The organism is Aliiglaciecola sp. (assembly GCF_039982535.1).
Taxonomy (GTDB): domain Bacteria; phylum Pseudomonadota; class Gammaproteobacteria; order Enterobacterales; family Alteromonadaceae; genus Aliiglaciecola.
Genome location: NZ_JBDWYG010000017.1, coordinates 79,247 through 98,885 on the forward strand (window position 1 = coordinate 79,247; position 19,639 = coordinate 98,885).

Consider the following 19,639-nt stretch of genomic DNA (forward strand, 5'->3'; position numbering starts at 1 on the left):
TGGGGTTTTTCGATATTTCCACGGGGCTTGTAGCATGGCCTTTAGGCCATGTTTGTAGGACGGGCTTTAGCCCGTTGTTGTTTCTCAATTTTTCGCGCGGGGCTAAAGCCACCGCCTACAGGTTATTGTGATATGGATAACCTCCCACCGAGGTTTTCGCGGGGCCAATGCCCCGCCTAAAAAAGACCTGGACTGTTTTACTTACTCTGGTATCAGATTAAATGTATGGCTAAACTTCAGGTTTCGATCTAAATCAAATACTTGTAATTCGGCAGATATTGCACTTTCCGGGATCTCTGACAAACCCAGTCGTGTGTACCAATATTTGTATTTTGTACCAATAAGTAAATAGCTGAATTTTTTATCATCGATTTCATCAGCTTCATTGCTTGTGTTTATTTTCCAATGTGCGACTAAGCCCGTTTTAGCGGTTCTATTTTTATAGCTTCCATCAATATCGACATCTAAAAGCACGCCAATGATGTTATTTTCTGAAAACTCGATATTACTGCTACTATCGTAGGATATGCCTGTTGCAGATTGACCAATTTTACCGTATTCGTCCATATCTACTTCTACAGCTAAGGTATCTAATTCGTACCAACGTTGGATCGCCAACTTTATTTGCGTGCGGGTTTCTAGAGAGATTTGTTCTGATAAAAGTAACTTAGCCAATTCAAGTTCTCGAAAGGCATAACTGAAATTATTGACCAGATTGGGCGACTTATCATTGACCTGTTGATTTAAATCCAACAATTCTATGCAGCTATTGGTATTTTGAGTTACACCTTCACCTAAGCAATAAGCCTTAGCCAATTTCACATTAACGGTGGCATTAAACTTTAATGATTTGGCTAAATTATAATACTCAAATGCTTTTAAAGGGTCTTTGGGAACAAGCTTCCCATCACTATATAATGTACCTAAATGATAGCTGGCATAAGCACTACCTTCTTCAGATGCTTGTTGGTAATAAGCCAATGCTTTTTGAAAGTCAGCGGGCGCGCCTTCACCATTTTCTAAATCTCTACCTAGTTGGTATAACGCCTCTACATGGCCTAAGCTTGCCGCTATTAAGTAGAACTTGTGGGCTAACTTGCGGTTTATGTTTACATTTTTAGTCGAATCATAATTTAAACCTACCCAGTAGTATTCTTCACTTATCTTGCTTAAATCCGTCGATAAAATTTGCTCTTTTTGCAACGGCGATAAGCCTAGCTGCTCAATAAGAAATTGATAGGTTAAGGTGCTTTGGTGCCAGTCGCCATTCCATTTTGAATGTCCATGCCCTTCGTTTTTATAATACAGAGACTGTACTGGCTTATTTAAACGTCGTAATACATATTCCATTCGCCGCGTCTGTTCTACAGAGGCTATTTTGTCTTGCACTCCACCAATTAACAGGGTTGGCGCCTTGAGTTTCTCAGCCATATAAACAGGAGAAACGTCTAGCAATTCATCGCTTTGTTCACCAACTACATTTTCCCAGCGAATTTGTTCTTCTTCTAACACTGCCCAATTGCTTGAATTGAATAACAGAGGCAAATCATACACACCAAAAGCACCAACAACACACTCATATCGGTCAGGTTGATTCATGGCTAATATCACCGAGGAGTAGCCGCCATAGCTGCTGCCCATTGCACAGGTATGTTCAAAATCATTTTCTTTTAATACTTTATCGACGGCTACAGTAATGTCGGTTTCTATCAATTTGCCTAGTTCGCCAACACCAGCTTCCAAAAACTCTTTACCATACCCTGAAGAGCCTCGAAAATTTACTCTTAATACTGAAAACCCGCGACTCACAAAATATTGAACCTCTGGGGAGAATGCATCGACTTCACGCACACCTACAGGGCCGCCGTGGGGCATAACTAATAATGTTTTCAGGTTTGGCTTTTTAGCCAAAGTAAGAAAGGCTTCTATTTCAGTACCATCTTCACTGGTGACGTTTAATAATTGATTTTTGACGGTGTCGTATTGTTCAAGTGCTGGGAATGTCGCTAACAATAATTCCGCTTTTTGGGCCTTATGATCAAATAAGTAATAGCTACCTGGTTTATCTGAGTCGAAGATAAACAAAATACTTTGGCCAGTAACGTCGTTTTTAGCCGCTGTTATATATTGATTATCAGGAAACTGTTGACGCAGAATGACTGAGTTGTTGGCATCTTGCTGATTAAAGTATTCAGTCCTAAGTCGACCATGATCATTAAAGCTAACGGAATTCACTTCACCGCTAAAAGGTGATACATCTGCTCTAACCAAGTCATATTTATTATGACTATATAACTGCTTTCCAAAGGATTGAGTGATTAAATCAAATTCAAAAAGTGATTGAGTATTGGAATCTTTGTTACTCAAAACGGCCAGTGTAGTTTCAGATAGGAAACCAACGGGAAGAAAATCAATATTTTCTACATCGATATTAAATGAGCGTAATAACTGAGGTTTCTCTAAGGTTCGTATAGCAATTAAAAGGTTTTCTGAATCTGTATCCACACCCATTAAAATTAGACGGTCAATTTGACTGTCATACGCAAAATAACGTTGTTCTGGAGGTAAACCAGAGATTAGATGTTTTGCATCAAAATCACCTTGAATTAAACCTTGAATTGGTAGTTTGTATAACTCGGAGTAGGTGTTTGAATTATAAGTCTGAACCGCAATGAGTATTTTCGAATTATCGTCTGGTAACCGGCTAACTAAATAGCCTCTTTGATCTAATAGAACGTTTTGCCATTTGCCGTTGTTAGAGTTGGCCTCTCTATAGGTGACAACCAAACGGTTTTGGCCATTAATAATGACGCTAACAAGTAATGTGTTCGCATCTAGCCAATTATAGTCGGTAAGGGTTTGGTCATTATCAAGAATTAATATTCCTTCTAACTCTTTGGTTTCCAAATCTAATAAAGATAAATAACTGGTACCAGAATGATTAGCCAGAAAAGAGGCGTATTGACCGTCAGGTGATAAGTCAGGCAGCTTTACTGCTGGTTCGTTGAATAGTTTCTCAGCAGGAATGGGAACAGCAAGTAGTGATTGGTTTGTAATTAATAAACTGCAAAATACAATTAACAGCAAAAATTTATTCATTGATGTTCTCCTCTTGCATAAAACGCAAGAAAGGATCTTTTCCTGGCCCCTCATAATACATAGTTCGTTTACTTAGAATGTTTGGAAATTCAGTTTCCATAAACTGCAAAGCTTCAGATGAACGGTTAGTCAGCTCAACGTTGGTACGGGTGAATTGGTGTAAAAAAAACGTATCGGCTTTGACATCTAAATGGCCAATATAACTTATCCCACTGGGACGCACGTTAAAGTTCCAATAGCCCTCAACTAACTCCACTTCAAAGATTGAATTTAATTTAATGCTCTCAAACTGATAATCACCAGCCTGTAAATCAATCAATATGTATTGAGTACCAGGACGTAAATCTTCACTGCTTAAACGGATGTTGCTTTGTCCAACTATATCAACGTCTTTCATTGACACATTAGAGTCTACCCCCATGAGTAAATAACCCATGTCGGCTTCAAGCTTGAGATCTATGTCTTGTTTAATCGATGAGACTTTGTTGACGCAGCTAGTCAAAAATAAAACCACAACTGCTAAGCAAAAGACGTTGTACTTCATGTTCTTCCTTGAATTTAATCTAATTTACTTTTAGTTAAGGTTATCAGTGTCAATTATAAGAGTAAATTTTTTATAACTAAAATGTTAGTTTTTTGTGAGGCCAGGTCGCGGTGCATTACGCTCATAGGACGGGCTTCAGCCCGTTGGTGTTTCTCGGTTTTTGCGCGGGGCTAAAGCACCCACCTACAGGTTCTTGGGAGATGGATAACCTCCCACCGAGGTTTGTGTGGTGCTTGTAGCATGGTCTTTAGGCCATGGGAGATGGTTACCTTTCATCGGTTTTTCCGCGGGGCTAAAGCACCCGCCTACAGGTTGTTGGGATATTGATAACCTGCCACCGATTTTTGCGCGGGCCTTGTAGCATGGCCTTTAGGCCATGTTTGTAGGACGGGCTTTAGCCCGTTGGGGTTTTTCGGTTTTTGCGCGGGGCTAAAGCACCCGCCTACAGGTTCTTGGGAGATGGATAATCTTCCACCGAGGTTTGTGCGGGGCTTGTAGCATGGCCTTTAGGCCATGGAATATTGATAACCTCTCACCTATGACTGCGCGGGGCTAAAGCCACCGCCTACAGCCATGGGAGGGCTTGGGTTAAGACTTCAACCTGGCCATGATGAAATCGGCTAGGGCGCGACTAATTTGCGGGTGTTGGGTGTCGAGGTTGAATAGGCATATTTTTATCTTGCCCAGCTGAGGTAACGACTTATGGCGAATTTCCTGTAATGCACTGGGCAAACTGGAACGTGCTAGCGCAGTAATGCCTAAACCTTGTTGTATGGCTGCTATCAAACCATAAAGGTCGGCATTGGTATAAGTGATCCGCCAGCTGGTGGTTTGTTGTTTGAGTTTTTCAATCACGCGGGAGCGATAAACACAGCCATCTGGAGCTAAAACCAATGCCACTTTGTTTGCACTAATGGCTTTATTGGCATCACCCACCCAAATCAATTCATCTTCCAATACCACTTCCCCCTCGGTTTGTTGGTCTGGATGAACGAGGGCTAGGACTAAATCAAAGTCCCGATGATTTTTATCGTTAAGTAAACTACGACTTAATTCTGAGGTAACTTCTAAGGCTACGTCTGGGTATTGTTTACTGAATTCACCAATGATGCTGGGTAGTAAGGTAGTGGCAAATTCGCTTGGTATTCCTAATCGCAATCGGCCTCGTAACGAGGATTGTTCGAATTGTCGAAATATGTCGTCGTTAATTCCTAACATGGCTCTTGCTTGTTGCAATAGTGCCTGTCCATCTTGATTAACCAACTGGCGCTGGCCAATTTTGTCGAACAAACGACGTCCTAATTGTTCTTCTAACTTCTTAATTTGCAAACTAATTGCCGGTTGAGAGCGGCCCAGCATGTCGCCGGCTTTAGCAAAACCACCTAGCTCTACTACGGTCACAAAAGTACGTAAATGGTCTAACGATAGCTGTTTCATTGATAATGTTTAGACTTAAAATTCATTTGGAATACTAATTTAAGTAATTTAATACATTTAAAAAAATTATGTAAGCATTTGAATTATCAATTTGTCCCAGAGCCGAGTGATTTCTATACTGCTAATTCAAAGTGACTCAATCAGGTGAAGGTAAATGACCAACAAAACAGTTTTACACCCCAAGCATATTGAAGCCGGCGCTAAAATGGTGGACTTCCATGGCTGGGAAATGCCGATTAATTACGGTTCACAAATTGAAGAACATCATGCAGTGAGAAAAGATGCTGGCATGTTCGATGTGTCGCATATGACGATTGTGGATGTAAAAGGTAGTGAAGCTAAAGGCTATTTACGCAAATTATTAGCTAACGATGTTGCTAAATTAACTGAAAAAGGCAAAGCACTCTACAGCGGCATGCTGAATGATGAGGGTGGCGTGGTTGATGATTTGATTGTTTATCACTTCGATGAAACAAATTATCGTTTGGTGGTTAACTCAGCTACCCGTGAAAAAGACATGGATTGGCTGAACAGTGTGGCCAGTGGATTTGACGTAACTATTACTGAAATCCCTGATTATGCAATGATTGCAGTACAAGGCCCCAACGCCAAAGAAAAAGCAGCTACCTTATTCTCCGATGCGCAAAAAGAAGCCGTTGCGGGAATGAAGCCATTTTTTGGTGTGCAAGCTGAAGATTTATTTATTGCTACAACGGGTTATACCGGTGAAGCAGGTTACGAAATTATGGTGCCTAATGAAGTGGCAGCGGATTTCTGGCAACGTTTAATTGAAGCAGGTGTTGCACCTTGCGGTTTAGGTGCTCGCGATACCTTGCGTCTAGAAGCCGGTATGAATTTATATGGCCAAGACATGGACGAAACTATTTCTCCACTTGCGGCCAACATGGCTTGGACCGTTACTTGGGAACCAGCTGATCGTGATTTCATGGGGCGTAAAGCACTAGAAACACAAAAGGCAGAAGGCACTCACAAGCTAGTTGGCTTGGTAATGACCGATAAAGGTGTTTTACGTACCGGTCAAAAAGTGAAAGTGTCTGAAGGCGAAGGTGTGATCACCTCAGGTACATTTTCTCCAACACTAGGTCATAGTATTGCCATGGCAAGAATTCCTGCTACTGCCGATACCACTGCTGAAGTGGAAATGCGCAAAAAGTGGGTTACCGTTAACATTGTTAAACCTAGCTTTGTTAGAAACGGAAAAAGTGTTCTTTAAAAAGGTGAGTTTTCAGCACCTTTAGTAAAATTTCGATTAATTAGTTTAATAAAAACCAAAATTTAGGAACGATTATGAGCAACATTCCATCAGAATTACGTTATGCATCCACTCACGAATGGGTTAGACCTGAAAGTGATGGCACTTTTACCGTGGGTATCACTGAACATGCCCAAGAACTTTTGGGTGATATGGTATTTGTTGAATTGCCAGAAGTTGGCGACGCTGTAGGCGCTGGAGATGACGTAGCAGTAGCTGAGTCAGTAAAAGCAGCTTCTGATGTTTATGCCCCAATCACAGGTACTATAGTTGCTGTAAACGAAGACTTGGAAAATACTCCAGAGTTGGTAAACAGCGACGCGTTTGGCGAAGGCTGGTTATTCCGCATTGAAGCTGAAGATGCTGCAGAAGTGGAATCTTTGTTAGATGCTGAAGGCTACGCAAACAGTATCGACGAAGACTAATATTGGTTATTAATTAAATGCTCGCCGCTGTATTTTTTTAAGATTACAGGTGGCGAGTATTGTCTATTGATAGCAGAAAAAGCTCTGTTGAATTCAAATATATAGAGAGCTTTTGCATTTCTATTTCCAGTATCACATTGTTCAAATTAAAGGCACTCATTCATGGCTAATACTCCGTTTTCACTCGCTCAGCTAGAACAGACCGAAGATTTTGTAAGGCGTCATATTGGCCCTAGCGAAGGCGAAATGGCAGAAATGCTCGAATTTGTTGGCGCTGAGTCATTAGACGACTTAATGAAACAGACCGTTCCTGCAGGTATCCGTTTACCAGAATCCCTAAACATTGGCGACAGCATAACCGAAGTACAAGCATTACAAGAACTCAAAGACACCGCCGGTAAGAATCAAATTAACCGCAGTTTCATCGGCATGGGTTATAGCGATACCATCACTCCCAATGTGATATTACGTAATGTGTTGGAAAATCCAGGTTGGTATACGGCCTACACACCTTATCAGCCAGAAATTGCCCAAGGTCGATTGGAAGCTTTATTAAACTTTCAACAAGTAACAATTGATTTAACCGGACTAGAACTTGCCTCAGCTTCACTATTAGATGAAGCAACAGCGGCGGCTGAAGCCATGGGGCTTGCTAAGCGTGTGTCGAAAAACCGCAAAGCCAACAGCTTCTTTGTTGCCGACGATGTGCATCCACAAACCTTGGACGTCATTAAAACCCGTGCAGAAATGTTTGGTTTTGACGTAATTGTTGGAAAAGACGCAGAAGCAGCTTCTCACAATATATTTGGTGCGTTATTACAGTACCCAGGCACCACAGGTGAAGTGAAAGACCTCACGGATATCATCAGTGCTTTACATGAAAACAAAGCCATAGTAGCCGTTGCGGCAGATATTATGAGCTTAGTGTTGTTAAAATCTCCCGGTGAAATGGGCGCAGATGTGGTTTTAGGTTCCGCTCAACGCTTTGGTGTGCCTATGGGTTATGGTGGTCCACATGCTGCCTTTTTTGCCACTCGTGATGCATACAAACGTTCCTTACCAGGCCGTATCATTGGGGTTTCTAAAGACACTCGTGGTCGTCCAGCACTGCGCATGGCATTGCAAACCCGTGAGCAACATATCCGCCGTGAAAAAGCTAACTCAAACATTTGTACCGCCCAAGTATTATTGGCAAACATGGCCTCGTTCTACGCGGTGTACCATGGACCTCAAGGCCTAAAAACCATTGCCACACGAATTAACCGTTTTGCTGATTTATTAGCTGCCGCGCTAACCCGTCATGGTTATGCACTTAAGCACAACACTTGGTTCGACACTATTACCGTGATGGTCGATGATAAAGATGCGCTAGTTGCTCGTGCTGCAGAAGCAGGCATGAATTTACGTGCTGATTTGGCTGATAACCTAGTGGGTATTTCAGTTGATGAAACCACTACACGTCATGATTTAAAAGGTCTTATCGACTTATTCTGTGGTGACACTCATGGTTTCGATATCGAAATGATGGATGCAGAAATTACCACTCAAGGTTCGAAGTCGTTACCTACACATTTAGTGCGCACCGATGAAATTCTGAGTAACCCAGTATTTAATTCCTACCACTCAGAAACTGAAATGTTGCGTTATATTAAATCTTTAGAAGACAAAGATTTAGCCTTGAATCATTCCATGATAAGCCTAGGTTCTTGTACCATGAAATTGAATGCCACGGCGGAGATGATCCCCGTGACTTGGCCAGAGTTTGGTAAATTGCACCCGTTCGCACCCGTGGAACAGGCACAAGGTTATAAGCTAATGATTGATGAGCTAAGTGATTGGCTAATTAACATTACTGGATACGACGCCATGTCGATGCAACCTAACTCAGGTGCGCAAGGTGAATATGCTGGTCTAATCGCCATCAAAAATTATCATGAAAGCCGTGGAGAAGGACACAGAAACGTGTGTTTAATCCCAAGCTCAGCCCATGGAACTAACCCTGCGTCAGCGCAAATGGTAAGTTTGAAAGTGGTCGTGGTTAACTGTGATAAAAACGGTAATGTCGATTTAGCTGACTTGCGCAAAAAAGCCGAAGAAGTGGCTGAAAATCTGTCTTGTGCAATGATCACTTACCCTTCAACCCATGGTGTTTACGAAGAAACCATTAAAGAAATGTGTGACATCGTACACGAGTTTGGCGGCCAGGTTTACATGGACGGTGCCAACATGAACGCCCAAGTGGGAGTTACCTCTCCTGGTTTAATCGGCGGCGATGTTTCGCACTTGAACTTGCACAAAACCTTCTGTATTCCACACGGTGGCGGTGGCCCAGGCATGGGACCAATAGGTGTGAAAGCGCACTTAGCACCATTCTTGCCTAATCACCAAGTGGTAGACACCGGCAATACCACGGCAGGAAACGGCGCAGTGTCGGCAGCGCCATGGGGCAGTGCATCAATACTTCCAATCAGCTACATGTACATCAAAATGATGGGTAGCGAAGGCCTTAAAAAAGCCACCGAAGTTGCCATGCTGAATGCCAATTACGTGGCACAAAAGCTCGAAGGTCACTATCCGGTGTTGTACAAAGGTCGCAACAACCGTGTAGCCCACGAATGTATTATCGACTTGCGTCCCGCCAAAGAAACCTCAGGTGTGACCGAAATGGATGTGGCAAAACGCCTAAACGACTACGGTTTCCACGCACCAACAATGAGCTTCCCAGTGGCAGGAACGCTAATGATTGAGCCTACAGAGTCGGAAGCAAAAGCAGAACTAGACCGCTTCATCGAAGCAATGATCTGCATACGCGCTGAAATGGCAAAAGTGGAAAGCGGCGAGTGGGATGCAATTGACAACCCACTACACAACGCACCACACACCCTAGACGACATCTGCGACAGCGACTGGAATCGTGCTTACGACAGACAAACCGCAGCCTACCCAGTACCATCAGTGGCAAGAAATAAATTCTGGCCAAGCGTAAACCGCATCGACGACGTATATGGCGACCGCAACTTGATCTGCTCATGCCCAAGCATTGAGACCTATATGGAAGATTGATTTGATTGTTAGTTTCGAATGAAGTTTGTGAAAAGGGCTGAAAGGCCCTTTTTTGTTTAATCCGACAGTCTGATATCATTCCAATCCAAATTTTGACACAAGCCACCCAAAACTCTTCCTTTGATCTGTGCTTAATTATGCAATAGATATTCTATGAACAAACAAGGTTAGGCGGGACTTACGCGTTGTTGTTATGGAAGATAGTCTGATGGAAAGGGTGCGTGGATGAATAATCCGATTAAAGTTATTGATTTGTTTTCTAGTCTTGGTGAAGGCAAGGAAAGTGATTTACACAACAAACGCCATCGAGTCATTGAACAGCGTTATCCGTAAGGCCATCAAGAAACGAAAAACCTTCCCTAGTGATGATTCAGCAAGAAAAATGGTGTACTTAGCAATTGGAGATGCTAGTAAAAAATGGTCGATGCCGGTTCATAACTGGCGACAGGCGATGAGCCGTTTTGTTATCGAGTTTGAGAAACGCCTCGAACAGCATATTAACTAATGGCAGTTACACAGAATCTGTTACAGGCTCTTTCTATTTTCTGCCCCCTTTTATTTTGACCGCTTTTATTTCTAGTGACTGAGTTTGAGGTGAGGTACCAAGATTCATGCGTTTGAGTCGATAGAGTCACACTTTGACCCTATCGGTTTTAATTACGCGAACTTTGTAACTTTTTAATTCTTAGAAAACTTATTTACATTAGTCACTTCAGGGTAATACAAGTCAGCATCTTCAATTCGATACATTTTGTCTGCTAACCATTTTTTCTGAATACTTTTACTGTAGTTTAAGTAGAGTTTACCGTCTGTTATATGCCATGCTTCTGGGTCTATACGTACAGTAGCTTCATTCGACATGGCATAAGCACACCAACCTCCATATTGTGCAGCATATTTTTCAGGGTTTTCATTAAACAAGGCTAGGTTCTCTTCGCTAGAAAACTGCCATGTAGCATCATGCCAAACTGCCGTGATTTTTTTATTGCCTTTAACCGGTTTACTTTCAGTAAAATATGCAACCGTGTCGTAACCATCAATAGCGATATTATTAAAACGGCCAGTGTTTACTGCGTCGTCTAATGCAAAAGCGGGTATTGTAAAAAATGTAATAACGATAAATGCTAAATATTTAAATAAATGTCTCATAGGTATCTCATTAGTGATTGAAGTTCTATTATTGGTAATAACCGCTCTATTGACGGAAATATTTCAAATAATTAAGTATTTTTTAATTATTTAGCTCGAGCTTAAGCATTATTAATAGAAAAGTTATTGGTTTTAATAATAGTCATGGTTAACTAACTAAGCGATTTTTATCTAGATACTATAACGACTAAGTGCTTTTACGCTTTGGATGTTGGGGATACTGTAACCTTTGTTTTTCTGAATGTAGCTGGGACATCTAAGAATACTTATTTGTATTTGGACTTAATTTAACTCTGACCCCTTTTATTCTTAATGGGTGACCAAATTAACTATGCCACTACATATGTCTAGATCGTTGCGAAAAAAGTATGAAAATGTATTTTATCATGTAATGGATCGCAAAAGAGGGCGCGAAAATACTTTTTGAGTGATGTTGATTTTATGTACTTTGGGAATAAAAGACGGCGGAGTCTGATACCCCCCACAAAACATTTTTAAAACAACAAATTACAAGGTTCAAATTACAAGGACATCTACCTCAAACCATAGGAAATTAAAAATCTATTACAATCTAATCATGGGTGTCTTGTTAAAACTAAAACCGTTAGTAAAACCCGCAATAGTTAGCTTTTAAATGGATATTCGATACTTGGCCGATTTCGTCCTTGTGTTCGACCAATAAAAAGTGAAGGCGAAAACAACCTACCTGGTGTATGGATAGGCTGTATTCCTTTGCGAAGGCTTATGAGCTTGTTACTACATAGTCTTCTATACTCGATAGATATTGCTGTTTCTCGATTTCAGGCAACCAAGCAATTTGAAATGAATTTTCCACTAGGGTTTGCAGTTCTTGCTTATTAAAATCTCCCTCTTTTTGCAGTTCGACAAAGTTTTCATTTAAGTAAGCTCGGAAGTAAGCGGGGTCATCGGAGTTTATCGTTACCATGATTTGTTCGTCTAACATGGTTCTAATCTCTTTTGCGGTAAGGGACTGCACAACAAATTTATTGGATACAGGACAAACTGTTAATCCAATTTTGTTTTCCCGTAATTTAGCAACCAAAGATGGATCTTCTAGAGAGTTAACGCCATGGTCGATGCGATCTACTTTAATCTCGTCTAAACACTGCCCTATATGAGTGAGTGTGTTTTTTTGATTCACATCACAATGCATGGTTAACTTGAGCCCTAGCTCTCTTGCTTTTTTAAACACGTGTTGGAATTTTATAGGGGGATTATCCCGTTCGTTCGAATCCAGCCCCACGCCAATTAAATAGGATAAATAAGGTTCAGCCATTAACAGGTGCTCCATGGCAGACTCGGCTGACAATTCCCGTAGGAAGCACATTATCAACTGACTTTTGATACCAAGTTGCTGTTCTGCGTCTACTTGGGCTTTATGTATGCCATTGATCACAACTGAAAAGTCGATACCGCGGGACGTGTGCGCTTGTGGGTCAAAAAACAATTCAGCGTATACAATCTTTTGACTACTTGCCTTGCTTAAATAAGCCATGGTTAAATCGTAAAAGTCGGACTCTGTAACAAGCACATTCATGCCTGCATAGTAGATTTCTAGAAATGAGGGGAGGTCGGTGAAATCGTATGCGTCAATCAATGCTTCAGGGGTTTTATAGGGGAGGGGAATGTTGTTTTTCTTCGCTAGTGCAAAACTCAGCTCTGGCTCTAAGGTGCCTTCCAAATGCACATGTAACTCAGCTTTTGGCATGTTATTGATGAATGCTTGCATAATTTTGATCTCAGTAAATTTATTTTGAACAATATCAGCAAGTTTTATTCCTTTTTCACATCTAAATTTTTGCCAGCCTGCATGCAGCACTTAATCACGCTTTAGTGCTAGGAATTGCATATCTATGTCCCAGGAACATCAAAATTTAAGTCAACACTGCACTAAAAAGTCGCAATTATGCCCGCGAAATTATCAAGACACCCACGTTAACGCGCAGGTAAATGACATATTTATATAGGTAAACAAACAGAAATATAAACATGGGTGTCTTGTTAAATAGCTGACCTTTGGTTTTGCATAATAGAGGGAATACATTACAGGTTATGGGTTTGACTCTTCGAGGGACAGTTTTGCGTTACGGTTTCTAATTAATTTATGACAAGGTTTTCATTCATAAACAAAAAATAGAATCGCTTTAATTTAAAAGATAGGCCAGTTTTAGCTGGCCTATTTGAGATTAAATTTTTGATTCGAAAATTTGTTTTCCGTCTTTAACTCGTTTTATTGTGATAGTCGAAGCATCGATACTTTGGCCATCCTTATAAAGTGGAACTACTAGATCCCAAGCTACGTCAGCACCACGAGAGATATAATGATAAGGGATTTCATTTTTATCATCATTTTCAACCTCTAAATAACCGGGGTCATTAACAAAAAAAGCATTTTTCGGGTTGTTGCCAATGATTACCTGCCAGTCTCCCATCTGTCGCGTAAAGACTTTGGGAGCAACGGATTTGATAATTCGTGAACGCACTAGTTCTGCATTGACCGCTTCACCTTTGTCATATTTTAAGTTGATATTTAAAATCGCTATGCGTTGGTAATCTGTAGGCTTTGCCATCGGTTTATGCTGTTTTGTTGGTTCAAATTTAGGTGTTTCGATTGGCATCTGGCTATTCGTTTGCGCTAATGACGCGGCACTCAATAAAGCCGTTAAAATTAGTAATAGATATCTCATGTTATATTCCTTTATTAGGGACGATTCCAATTATTTGGTGCAAAGATTGTGGGGGTTCCCGCTGAACTTGCATTCGGAAACGAGAGGTAAGCAGCTTCCATAATTACCCAATCAGCTGGACCAAATTCCCAAACTGTATTTCCTCCTGATAACATAATTGCACTGGTCGTGATATCGCCTTCTGAACGCCACCAGTCGTTTCCATCTCTATCTGAAACGAAACTTGTACAGTTTCTCCAAGCCGCATTGATAGGATCATTTTCACATGCAGTCTCAGTTGCATACAGAACAGGTACGTTAGTACTGTAGTTTGAGTCGCAGCAATATTCGTCGGGCAAGGCAAACACTGCGTGTGAAGTTTCATGCACAATAGTTCTATAGCTTGTGGGCTCTGCGGTAGCACGGCCGGATGCTGGGTTAGCACAATCGCGTAGTTCATTGCTGTGTATTAATATAGTTGCATCGGCAAAAGCGCCGTCTGAACTAATAGAGCTAGGCCAAGTAACTGAAGGACAACGAAAATTCCCATCTTCATCGAGCTCGTTTTCAACGACACTTCCAGAGTCTAGAGTGTAATAATAATTAAAGCGCCCTAGGTTGAAGTAATAACCTTGATTTTGCCAATAGCTATTTTCAATAGCATTGGTTAGGTCATCTACAAAGGCTTGACGATTAGCTAAATTAGCCAGATCGCCATAAGAAGCATCGGGAACAAATAATATGTTAAAAGCGTCATCCATATCTTGCTGAATGACAAATAACTCGTAAACACTAGAACCTGATATTGGCTCGTCATCTTCAGATACATCGACGTTTAGGGTGCACGCTGACAGCAAAAATATTAGCAGCGCATATGGAAATAGCTGTATATATTGAATAAATCTCATAACTTCTCCTTGTTACATTTATTAACTATTCGATACGGATATACATCAACCGTAATATAGGTAGATAAACATCACCTCCTTACAAGCAATAGTATAGTTCACACTCATATGTTTGGTTGATTTTTGAACAGTTTTTCGGGTGATAATTGTCTCAGTGTTGTGAGTGCGGATTAGCATGGTCGATAACTGCAAAGTTAGTTTTAGGGAGTTAGTTCTGCCAAAAGAATCAGAAATTTTAGATATACCAGAGGTATACCAGGACACCCATGTTTAAATGCAGAGCAGAAATTACCAAGACACCCACGTTAATAATCAGGACACCCACGTTAACGCGCAGGTAATTCACATATTTAGATAGGTAAACAAACAGAAATATAAACATGGGTGTCTTGTTAACATCAGTCGAAAACCTATAAAGGCCTGCACAAATCATTAGTGTGCAAGCCTCCGCGTTTATGGTGCTTGATGTACGTAACATTGCAGTGCTATCTATTGCTCTGATAAATTTTGGTGATTGACGTTAGCGATATCTTTGCCGAGTAACACTTCCTTTAATTTTGCTGAGCTGCCGTCATAGAATCCGATATTTGTAGAAAATTCTTTAGGGTTTTTAAAGGTCCCAAATATCAAATCAAAAATAGGTAAGTCAGAATAATTGTATTGGTGAATACCTCGTTGGTGGTGAATTGAATGACTTTCAGGTCGCTGAATTATATAGCCTAGCCATTGCGGTGTTTTGATGTTGGTGTGTTGAAATATTGCTAAAAACATTGTGATATATAAAAACCATGAAATGGCTTCCGGAGCTAGTCCAACACCTATGGTTAGGGTTAGGCTGCCAATAAGGGTAAAACCTATCATGTCTAAAGGACTAAAATAAAAAGCACCGAAGGTATCTAAGCGTTCAGCGCTGTGATGCATTTGATGAAAGGCTCTCCATAACCATGTATTGCTATGCATGGCTCGATGCCAGATATAAATCATAAACTCAAATACTAAAACCGCTATTATCGTACTAATATACGGGTTGATATCTTCGAGGTTAACAAGCTGATAAGGTAATAAATACTTGTCCCATATTAGTGGTAAATAAGTCGATAAATAGAAATATACAATGAAGACAGCAAGGGCCTTGGGTATCCAGCCTTTTACTTTTTTCACAGGTTGCCCAGGTAATAACGCCTCCAAAACAATAAGTCCTGCATAAATGGCGAGTAAAGTTATTGATAATGGATCCATAAGGATGTCGATTGGTGTAGGCATAATAGAGCTCCTTTTATTATGTGATTAAACCTACTTTTATTATCAGGGTTAGAAAGAATGAAGCATGATGGCTAGCTAACGATTACATAATGAATGGATAATCTTTCGGTGAAGTAGGCTTAGGTCAGATCGAATCTGTGGAGAGTTGACGTGATATATCGGTTTAACAACATTGAGGTTGATCTAAATAAGTTTGAGTTGCGCTCAGACAAGTCCCCTGTGCTTATTGAACCAAAAGTTTTTGATTTAATTGTTTATTTAATTCAACACCGGCAAAGGCTAGTAACTCGTGAAGAGCTTTTTGAAACTGTGTGGGATGGTCGTGAAGTCTCTGATACCTCGTTAAGTAATCATATAAAATCGGCACGTAAAATTTTAGGTGATAATGGCAATTTACAACAAGTCATTAAGACGGTGAGATCTCGTGGTTATCAGTTTATTGCGCCCGTGAATGAAGTTTCCCAACCATCAATAACGGAGCAAAATTCACAACCGCCCGCAAATCGAAAAATGTCCCATAAAACAAAAATCTCTTTTACTTTTATCATATTGCTCGTGACCGTGATTTTTTTATGGAAAGTTAACACGTCAACGACTAAAGAAAACGCTCCTCCTTATGTTTTAGTGTTGCCCTTATCCGTTTCTAGTGCACACTCAGTTAAATGGGAGCCCTTCGCAGATCAGATTACTCGAGAATTGATACAAGGGTTACGAAAAATATCTGGCATTACGATTGTGCCGCCGCCATCATCTTTTGCCTTTAAAGAGAATAAGACCAGAACTCATATTAAACAAAAAATACCAGACGTAAATTATGTTTTAGACGGTGTTATTAATGAGGATGATGCAGGCAATATCCGTATTACGGTCGAGTTCGAAAACCTGACGAACGGTCAATTATTGTGGGATGGTGACTTTGATATGCAAATTGGTAGTACCAATCGATTTAACATTCAAAGCGAAATTGCTTCTTCGGTATCAGACGCGTTAAAAGTGATTGTGCTTGAAAACGAAAAACAAACCCTCGTAAAAGTTCCGACTAATAATGTTCAAGCTTACGATCTTTATGTTCAAGGACAATACCAACTTTCTCTTATGACTCATGCGTCAGTGCTTCGCGCAATTGACTACTTTTCAGAAGCGATTTCTATTGATCAGAATTTTGAAGCGGCCTATATCGCCAAGGCAAATGCATATCGAGTAATTATGACCTTTTTTGAGCAGCCTAAAAAAGTCTTACCCAAAGTCATATCCTCAGCAATTGAAGTATTAAATATAAACCCAGAGTCAGCACAAATAATGTCGCAACTAGGCCTTGCTTATGTTCATGCTTGGCAGTGGCAAGACGCATGGAACATGTTAACTAAAGCGCAAGCAAAAGACCCTTCTATTGCTTTGACCGAGCTAGGTTTTGCACTCTACCATTCTGCGATGGGTAATGTGGATGGTGTTAAAAGCGCTTTATTGAAAGCTGATAGGTTGGACCCGTTAAATTTAGAAATTGCTGATTGGGGCCTATGGGCGCTATTAATGGTAAATGAAGTTGATGCGGCCATAGTGTGGGGAACAGACAAAGTTAAGTTACACCCATCATTGCCTTACCCGTTATTAAACTTATCGGTGGCGGAATATATTAACGGAAATAGTCAAAAGAGCATTACCTTGGCTAAACAAGGCGTGCAGCTGAGTAATCGTGCCTCTTTACCTCTGATTTTGTTGGCGCAGTCTTATGCGTCTGCAGGCCAAGAAGTTGAGGCAATGGCTCTAATTAACGAAGCTCAGGCAAGTAATGAATACATGTGTCCGTATGAAACGGCTATTGTTCATGTGCTGTTGGATAATATAGATGAGGCGTTTGAGTTATTTAATCAAGCAGTTGCATATCAATCGAATTGTTTGATATTCACGCGAAACGATCCAAGGCTACAAGGACTAAAAAAGGATGTTAGATATAAAGCGCTACTAACCACCATAGGGCTTGATGATCCTATAGTTTTGCAATACCCCAAATAAGCTAGTGGATAACATGACGGTGCTTAGTTTTATTAATCAGGGCACCCACGTTAAAGATTAGTTAATTCAGAAGGAGAATTACTAAGACACCCATGTTTAATTGCAGATCAAAAATTACCAAGACACCCACACTAATAATCAGGACACCCACGTTAAAGCTTAAGTAATTCAGATATTGAGAAAGGTAAGCAAACAGAAATATAAACATGGGTGTCTTGTTAACAGGCCTACAAATATTGAGTTTTAATAGGCCATTGAGCAGATAAGAGGATAGCGAAGGAATAACCTTGATAGAAGTATGGATAGTTGCAATCTAAGTCGAGATTAAATATTCCAGAAGTTTTAACGTTGCCTTTTCGTCTGGACTGAAATACTTGGCTCGCGAACGCTTAAGTTGTTTACGAAAGTATGCCAGGGTGCGACCACCTTCGTAATGTAATATTACGTTAGGGTGAATATAATTCGACCGGCAAACAGCAGGGGTATTTCCTAATTCACTCGCGACTTTTTTAACAGCCGTTAGTACGTTGCTTTTATTCATCTTTTGGTCATTTACTGGTCCAAGCTCTTCAAGAGCAATAGCCATTAATACGGTTCCTGCCCACGTCCGAAAGTCTTTTGCGCTAAAGTCTTCTCCCATAACTTCGGAAATATATTGGTTTAAATCTTGGGCATTGATTTTTTTGCGTTTGCCATCCGGCAAAGTGATATCAAATAACTCATAACCTGTCATTTTTTCTAATTGTGCTAAAACTTTCCTTACATGCTTATCATCAACTTCCCGATGTTGGGGTTGCTGACTTTTACCAACGTAGTCAAAATGTACCTGACCATTTTCAATACTCATATGCTTCACACGCAATGTGGTTAAACCGTACGTTTGATTGTTGCGAGTATATGTGGGATTGCCTGGTCTAAAAAACGCCTCATCAAGCATGCGAGCCATACAAGCTAAAACTGCTTTTTCATCAATGGGACGTCGCGTGATATGTTGCCCTGTAACCCTTCGCATTGTGGATAACTCTTTAGCAAACCGTAAAATTCGTTCGAACTTTTGCTCACTTGCTTGTTCTGTCCATTTGGGATTATAAATATACTGTTTGCGTTTTTGTGCATCTCGGCCAAAGGCTAATATTTTGGCACTACGATCAAGGTCAATCTGTACTTCTTGCCATGCTGGTGGAATAGCTAAACTTTGAACCCAACGTTTGATCCCTTTGTTCTTAACGGTTTTCCCTGTGGGGTATTGATACGTAAACGTATCACCGAAAGGTTTTCGAACAATAAAACGTTCCATGTCAATCTCCCTAATATTGGTTAGGTGTTAGCTCAACTACATTGGGTTATTACGTTTAATTATAGTAAGACGATCACCCTAATTAACTATCATTTTTCATACTTCTTATTTAGCTTTGATAGCAATATCGCTAGCCGAATGTGTTAGAAAATTACCAGGACACCCATGTTAAGAAGTTTACAAGGACATCCATCATTAAAAATGAAATATTAGGACACCCACCGTAAAGCGCCCTTGATTAAAGGGTTTGAACCGAATTAAGCGAGAGTGTCTTGAAAAGAGTTATTATGGGTGTCTCGATAAAAGCTTCTCCAAACAAATTACCAGGACACCCACCCTAAAGCACCCTTGATTAAATGATTTGAACCGAATTAAGCGTGGGTGTCTTGATAAGGGTTATTATGGGTGTCTCGATAAAGCTTCTCCAAACAAATTACCTGGACACCCACCTTTATCACGCAATATCGTTTACGAATACTTT

The 19,639-nt window shown here is 40.5% G+C and carries 13 protein-coding genes and 1 pseudogene; 5 read left to right on the top strand and 9 right to left on the bottom strand.

Going from position 1 to position 19,639, the window contains the following annotated elements; all coding sequences use genetic code 11:
• Window positions 1-201: 201 nt before the first annotated feature.
• The 3 genes from ABJV04_RS03315 to ABJV04_RS03325 all read right to left on the bottom strand — a co-directional run bounded on the left by ABJV04_RS03315 (window position 202) and on the right by ABJV04_RS03325 (window position 5,080).
• A complete protein-coding gene (locus ABJV04_RS03315) occupies window positions 202-3,099 on the bottom strand; it encodes a prolyl oligopeptidase family serine peptidase (RefSeq protein ID WP_348489837.1) in 2,898 nt (965 codons plus the stop codon).
• On the bottom strand, window positions 3,092-3,643 hold the full coding sequence (locus ABJV04_RS03320) for a hypothetical protein (RefSeq protein ID WP_348489838.1): 552 nt from the start codon (window positions 3,641-3,643) through the stop codon (window positions 3,092-3,094). Before ABJV04_RS03320 ends, ABJV04_RS03315 begins: the two co-directional genes overlap by 8 nt.
• Before the next feature lie 588 nt (window positions 3,644-4,231).
• Window positions 4,232-5,080, bottom strand: coding sequence for a LysR family transcriptional regulator (locus tag ABJV04_RS03325; RefSeq protein WP_348489839.1), 849 nt, complete (start codon window positions 5,078-5,080; stop codon window positions 4,232-4,234).
• Window positions 5,081-5,234: 154 nt separating this feature from the next.
• Here ABJV04_RS03325 and gcvT point away from each other — a divergent pair, with 154 nt between their 5' ends.
• From gcvT to ABJV04_RS03345, 4 genes and pseudogenes are all read left to right on the top strand, one after another.
• On the top strand, window positions 5,235-6,314 hold the full coding sequence (gcvT, locus tag ABJV04_RS03330; protein ID WP_348489841.1) for a glycine cleavage system aminomethyltransferase GcvT: 1,080 nt from the start codon (window positions 5,235-5,237) through the stop codon (window positions 6,312-6,314).
• 74 nt (window positions 6,315-6,388) lie between these two features.
• Window positions 6,389-6,778 carry a glycine cleavage system protein GcvH gene (gene gcvH, locus ABJV04_RS03335; protein WP_348489843.1) on the top strand — a complete coding sequence of 130 codons (390 nt, stop codon included), beginning with the start codon at window positions 6,389-6,391 and terminating at the stop codon, window positions 6,776-6,778.
• A 162-nt stretch (window positions 6,779-6,940) separates the two neighbouring features.
• Window positions 6,941-9,841 (top strand): aminomethyl-transferring glycine dehydrogenase, encoded by a 2,901-nt coding sequence (gcvP, locus tag ABJV04_RS03340; RefSeq protein WP_348489845.1) that lies wholly within the window; start codon window positions 6,941-6,943, stop codon window positions 9,839-9,841.
• Window positions 9,842-10,118: 277 nt separating this feature from the next.
• A pseudogene (locus tag ABJV04_RS03345) lies at window positions 10,119-10,346 on the top strand (transposase); the annotation flags it as partial.
• A 173-nt stretch (window positions 10,347-10,519) separates the two neighbouring features.
• Here the strand turns inward: ABJV04_RS03345 and ABJV04_RS03350 are convergent.
• From ABJV04_RS03350 to ABJV04_RS03370, 5 genes are all read right to left on the bottom strand, one after another.
• Complete coding sequence (locus tag ABJV04_RS03350) at window positions 10,520-10,990, bottom strand: YHS domain-containing (seleno)protein (protein WP_348489847.1); 471 nt, start codon at window positions 10,988-10,990, stop codon at window positions 10,520-10,522.
• Window positions 10,991-11,732: 742 nt separating this feature from the next.
• Entirely contained in the window at window positions 11,733-12,740 is a 1,008-nt protein-coding gene (locus tag ABJV04_RS03355) for an adenosine deaminase (RefSeq protein WP_348489849.1), read from the bottom strand.
• 457 nt (window positions 12,741-13,197) lie between these two features.
• The gene (locus ABJV04_RS03360) at window positions 13,198-13,698 is read right to left on the bottom strand and encodes a hypothetical protein (RefSeq protein ID WP_348489850.1); all 501 of its coding nucleotides are present in this window, start codon (window positions 13,696-13,698) and stop codon (window positions 13,198-13,200) included.
• A gap of 14 nt (window positions 13,699-13,712) precedes the next feature.
• A complete protein-coding gene (locus tag ABJV04_RS03365; RefSeq protein ID WP_348489852.1) occupies window positions 13,713-14,585 on the bottom strand; it encodes a hypothetical protein in 873 nt (290 codons plus the stop codon).
• Window positions 14,586-15,074: 489 nt separating this feature from the next.
• Window positions 15,075-15,848 carry a sterol desaturase family protein gene (locus ABJV04_RS03370; protein ID WP_348489853.1) on the bottom strand — a complete coding sequence of 258 codons (774 nt, stop codon included), beginning with the start codon at window positions 15,846-15,848 and terminating at the stop codon, window positions 15,075-15,077.
• Window positions 15,849-15,998: 150 nt separating this feature from the next.
• Between ABJV04_RS03370 and ABJV04_RS03375 the strand changes: the two genes are divergently transcribed.
• Entirely contained in the window at window positions 15,999-17,861 is a 1,863-nt protein-coding gene (locus ABJV04_RS03375) for a winged helix-turn-helix domain-containing protein (protein ID WP_348489855.1), read from the top strand.
• Between the two features lie 313 nt (window positions 17,862-18,174).
• On the opposite strand, the gene ABJV04_RS03380 is transcribed toward ABJV04_RS03375, so the two are convergent.
• A complete protein-coding gene (locus tag ABJV04_RS03380; RefSeq protein WP_348489856.1) occupies window positions 18,175-19,158 on the bottom strand; it encodes a DNA topoisomerase IB in 984 nt (327 codons plus the stop codon).
• Between the last annotated feature and the right edge of the window lie 481 nt (window positions 19,159-19,639).

Excerpts from the sequence above, each read along its gene's own strand:
- ABJV04_RS03315 (WP_348489837.1), bottom strand. The coding sequence starts at position 3,099 with ATGAATAAATTTTTGCTGTTAATTGTATTTTGCAGTTTATTAATTACA.
- ABJV04_RS03320 (WP_348489838.1), bottom strand. The coding sequence starts at position 3,643 with ATGAAGTACAACGTCTTTTGCTTAGCAGTTGTGGTTTTATTTTTGACT.
- ABJV04_RS03325 (WP_348489839.1), bottom strand. The coding sequence starts at position 5,080 with ATGAAACAGCTATCGTTAGACCATTTACGTACTTTTGTGACCGTAGTA.
- gcvT (WP_348489841.1), top strand. The coding sequence starts at position 5,235 with ATGACCAACAAAACAGTTTTACACCCCAAGCATATTGAAGCCGGCGCT.
- gcvH (WP_348489843.1), top strand. The coding sequence starts at position 6,389 with ATGAGCAACATTCCATCAGAATTACGTTATGCATCCACTCACGAATGG.
- gcvP (WP_348489845.1), top strand. The coding sequence starts at position 6,941 with ATGGCTAATACTCCGTTTTCACTCGCTCAGCTAGAACAGACCGAAGAT.
- ABJV04_RS03350 (WP_348489847.1), bottom strand. The coding sequence starts at position 10,990 with ATGAGACATTTATTTAAATATTTAGCATTTATCGTTATTACATTTTTT.
- ABJV04_RS03355 (WP_348489849.1), bottom strand. The coding sequence starts at position 12,740 with ATGCAAGCATTCATCAATAACATGCCAAAAGCTGAGTTACATGTGCAT.
- ABJV04_RS03360 (WP_348489850.1), bottom strand. The coding sequence starts at position 13,698 with ATGAGATATCTATTACTAATTTTAACGGCTTTATTGAGTGCCGCGTCA.
- ABJV04_RS03365 (WP_348489852.1), bottom strand. The coding sequence starts at position 14,585 with ATGAGATTTATTCAATATATACAGCTATTTCCATATGCGCTGCTAATA.
- ABJV04_RS03370 (WP_348489853.1), bottom strand. The coding sequence starts at position 15,848 with ATGCCTACACCAATCGACATCCTTATGGATCCATTATCAATAACTTTA.
- ABJV04_RS03380 (WP_348489856.1), bottom strand. The coding sequence starts at position 19,158 with ATGGAACGTTTTATTGTTCGAAAACCTTTCGGTGATACGTTTACGTAT.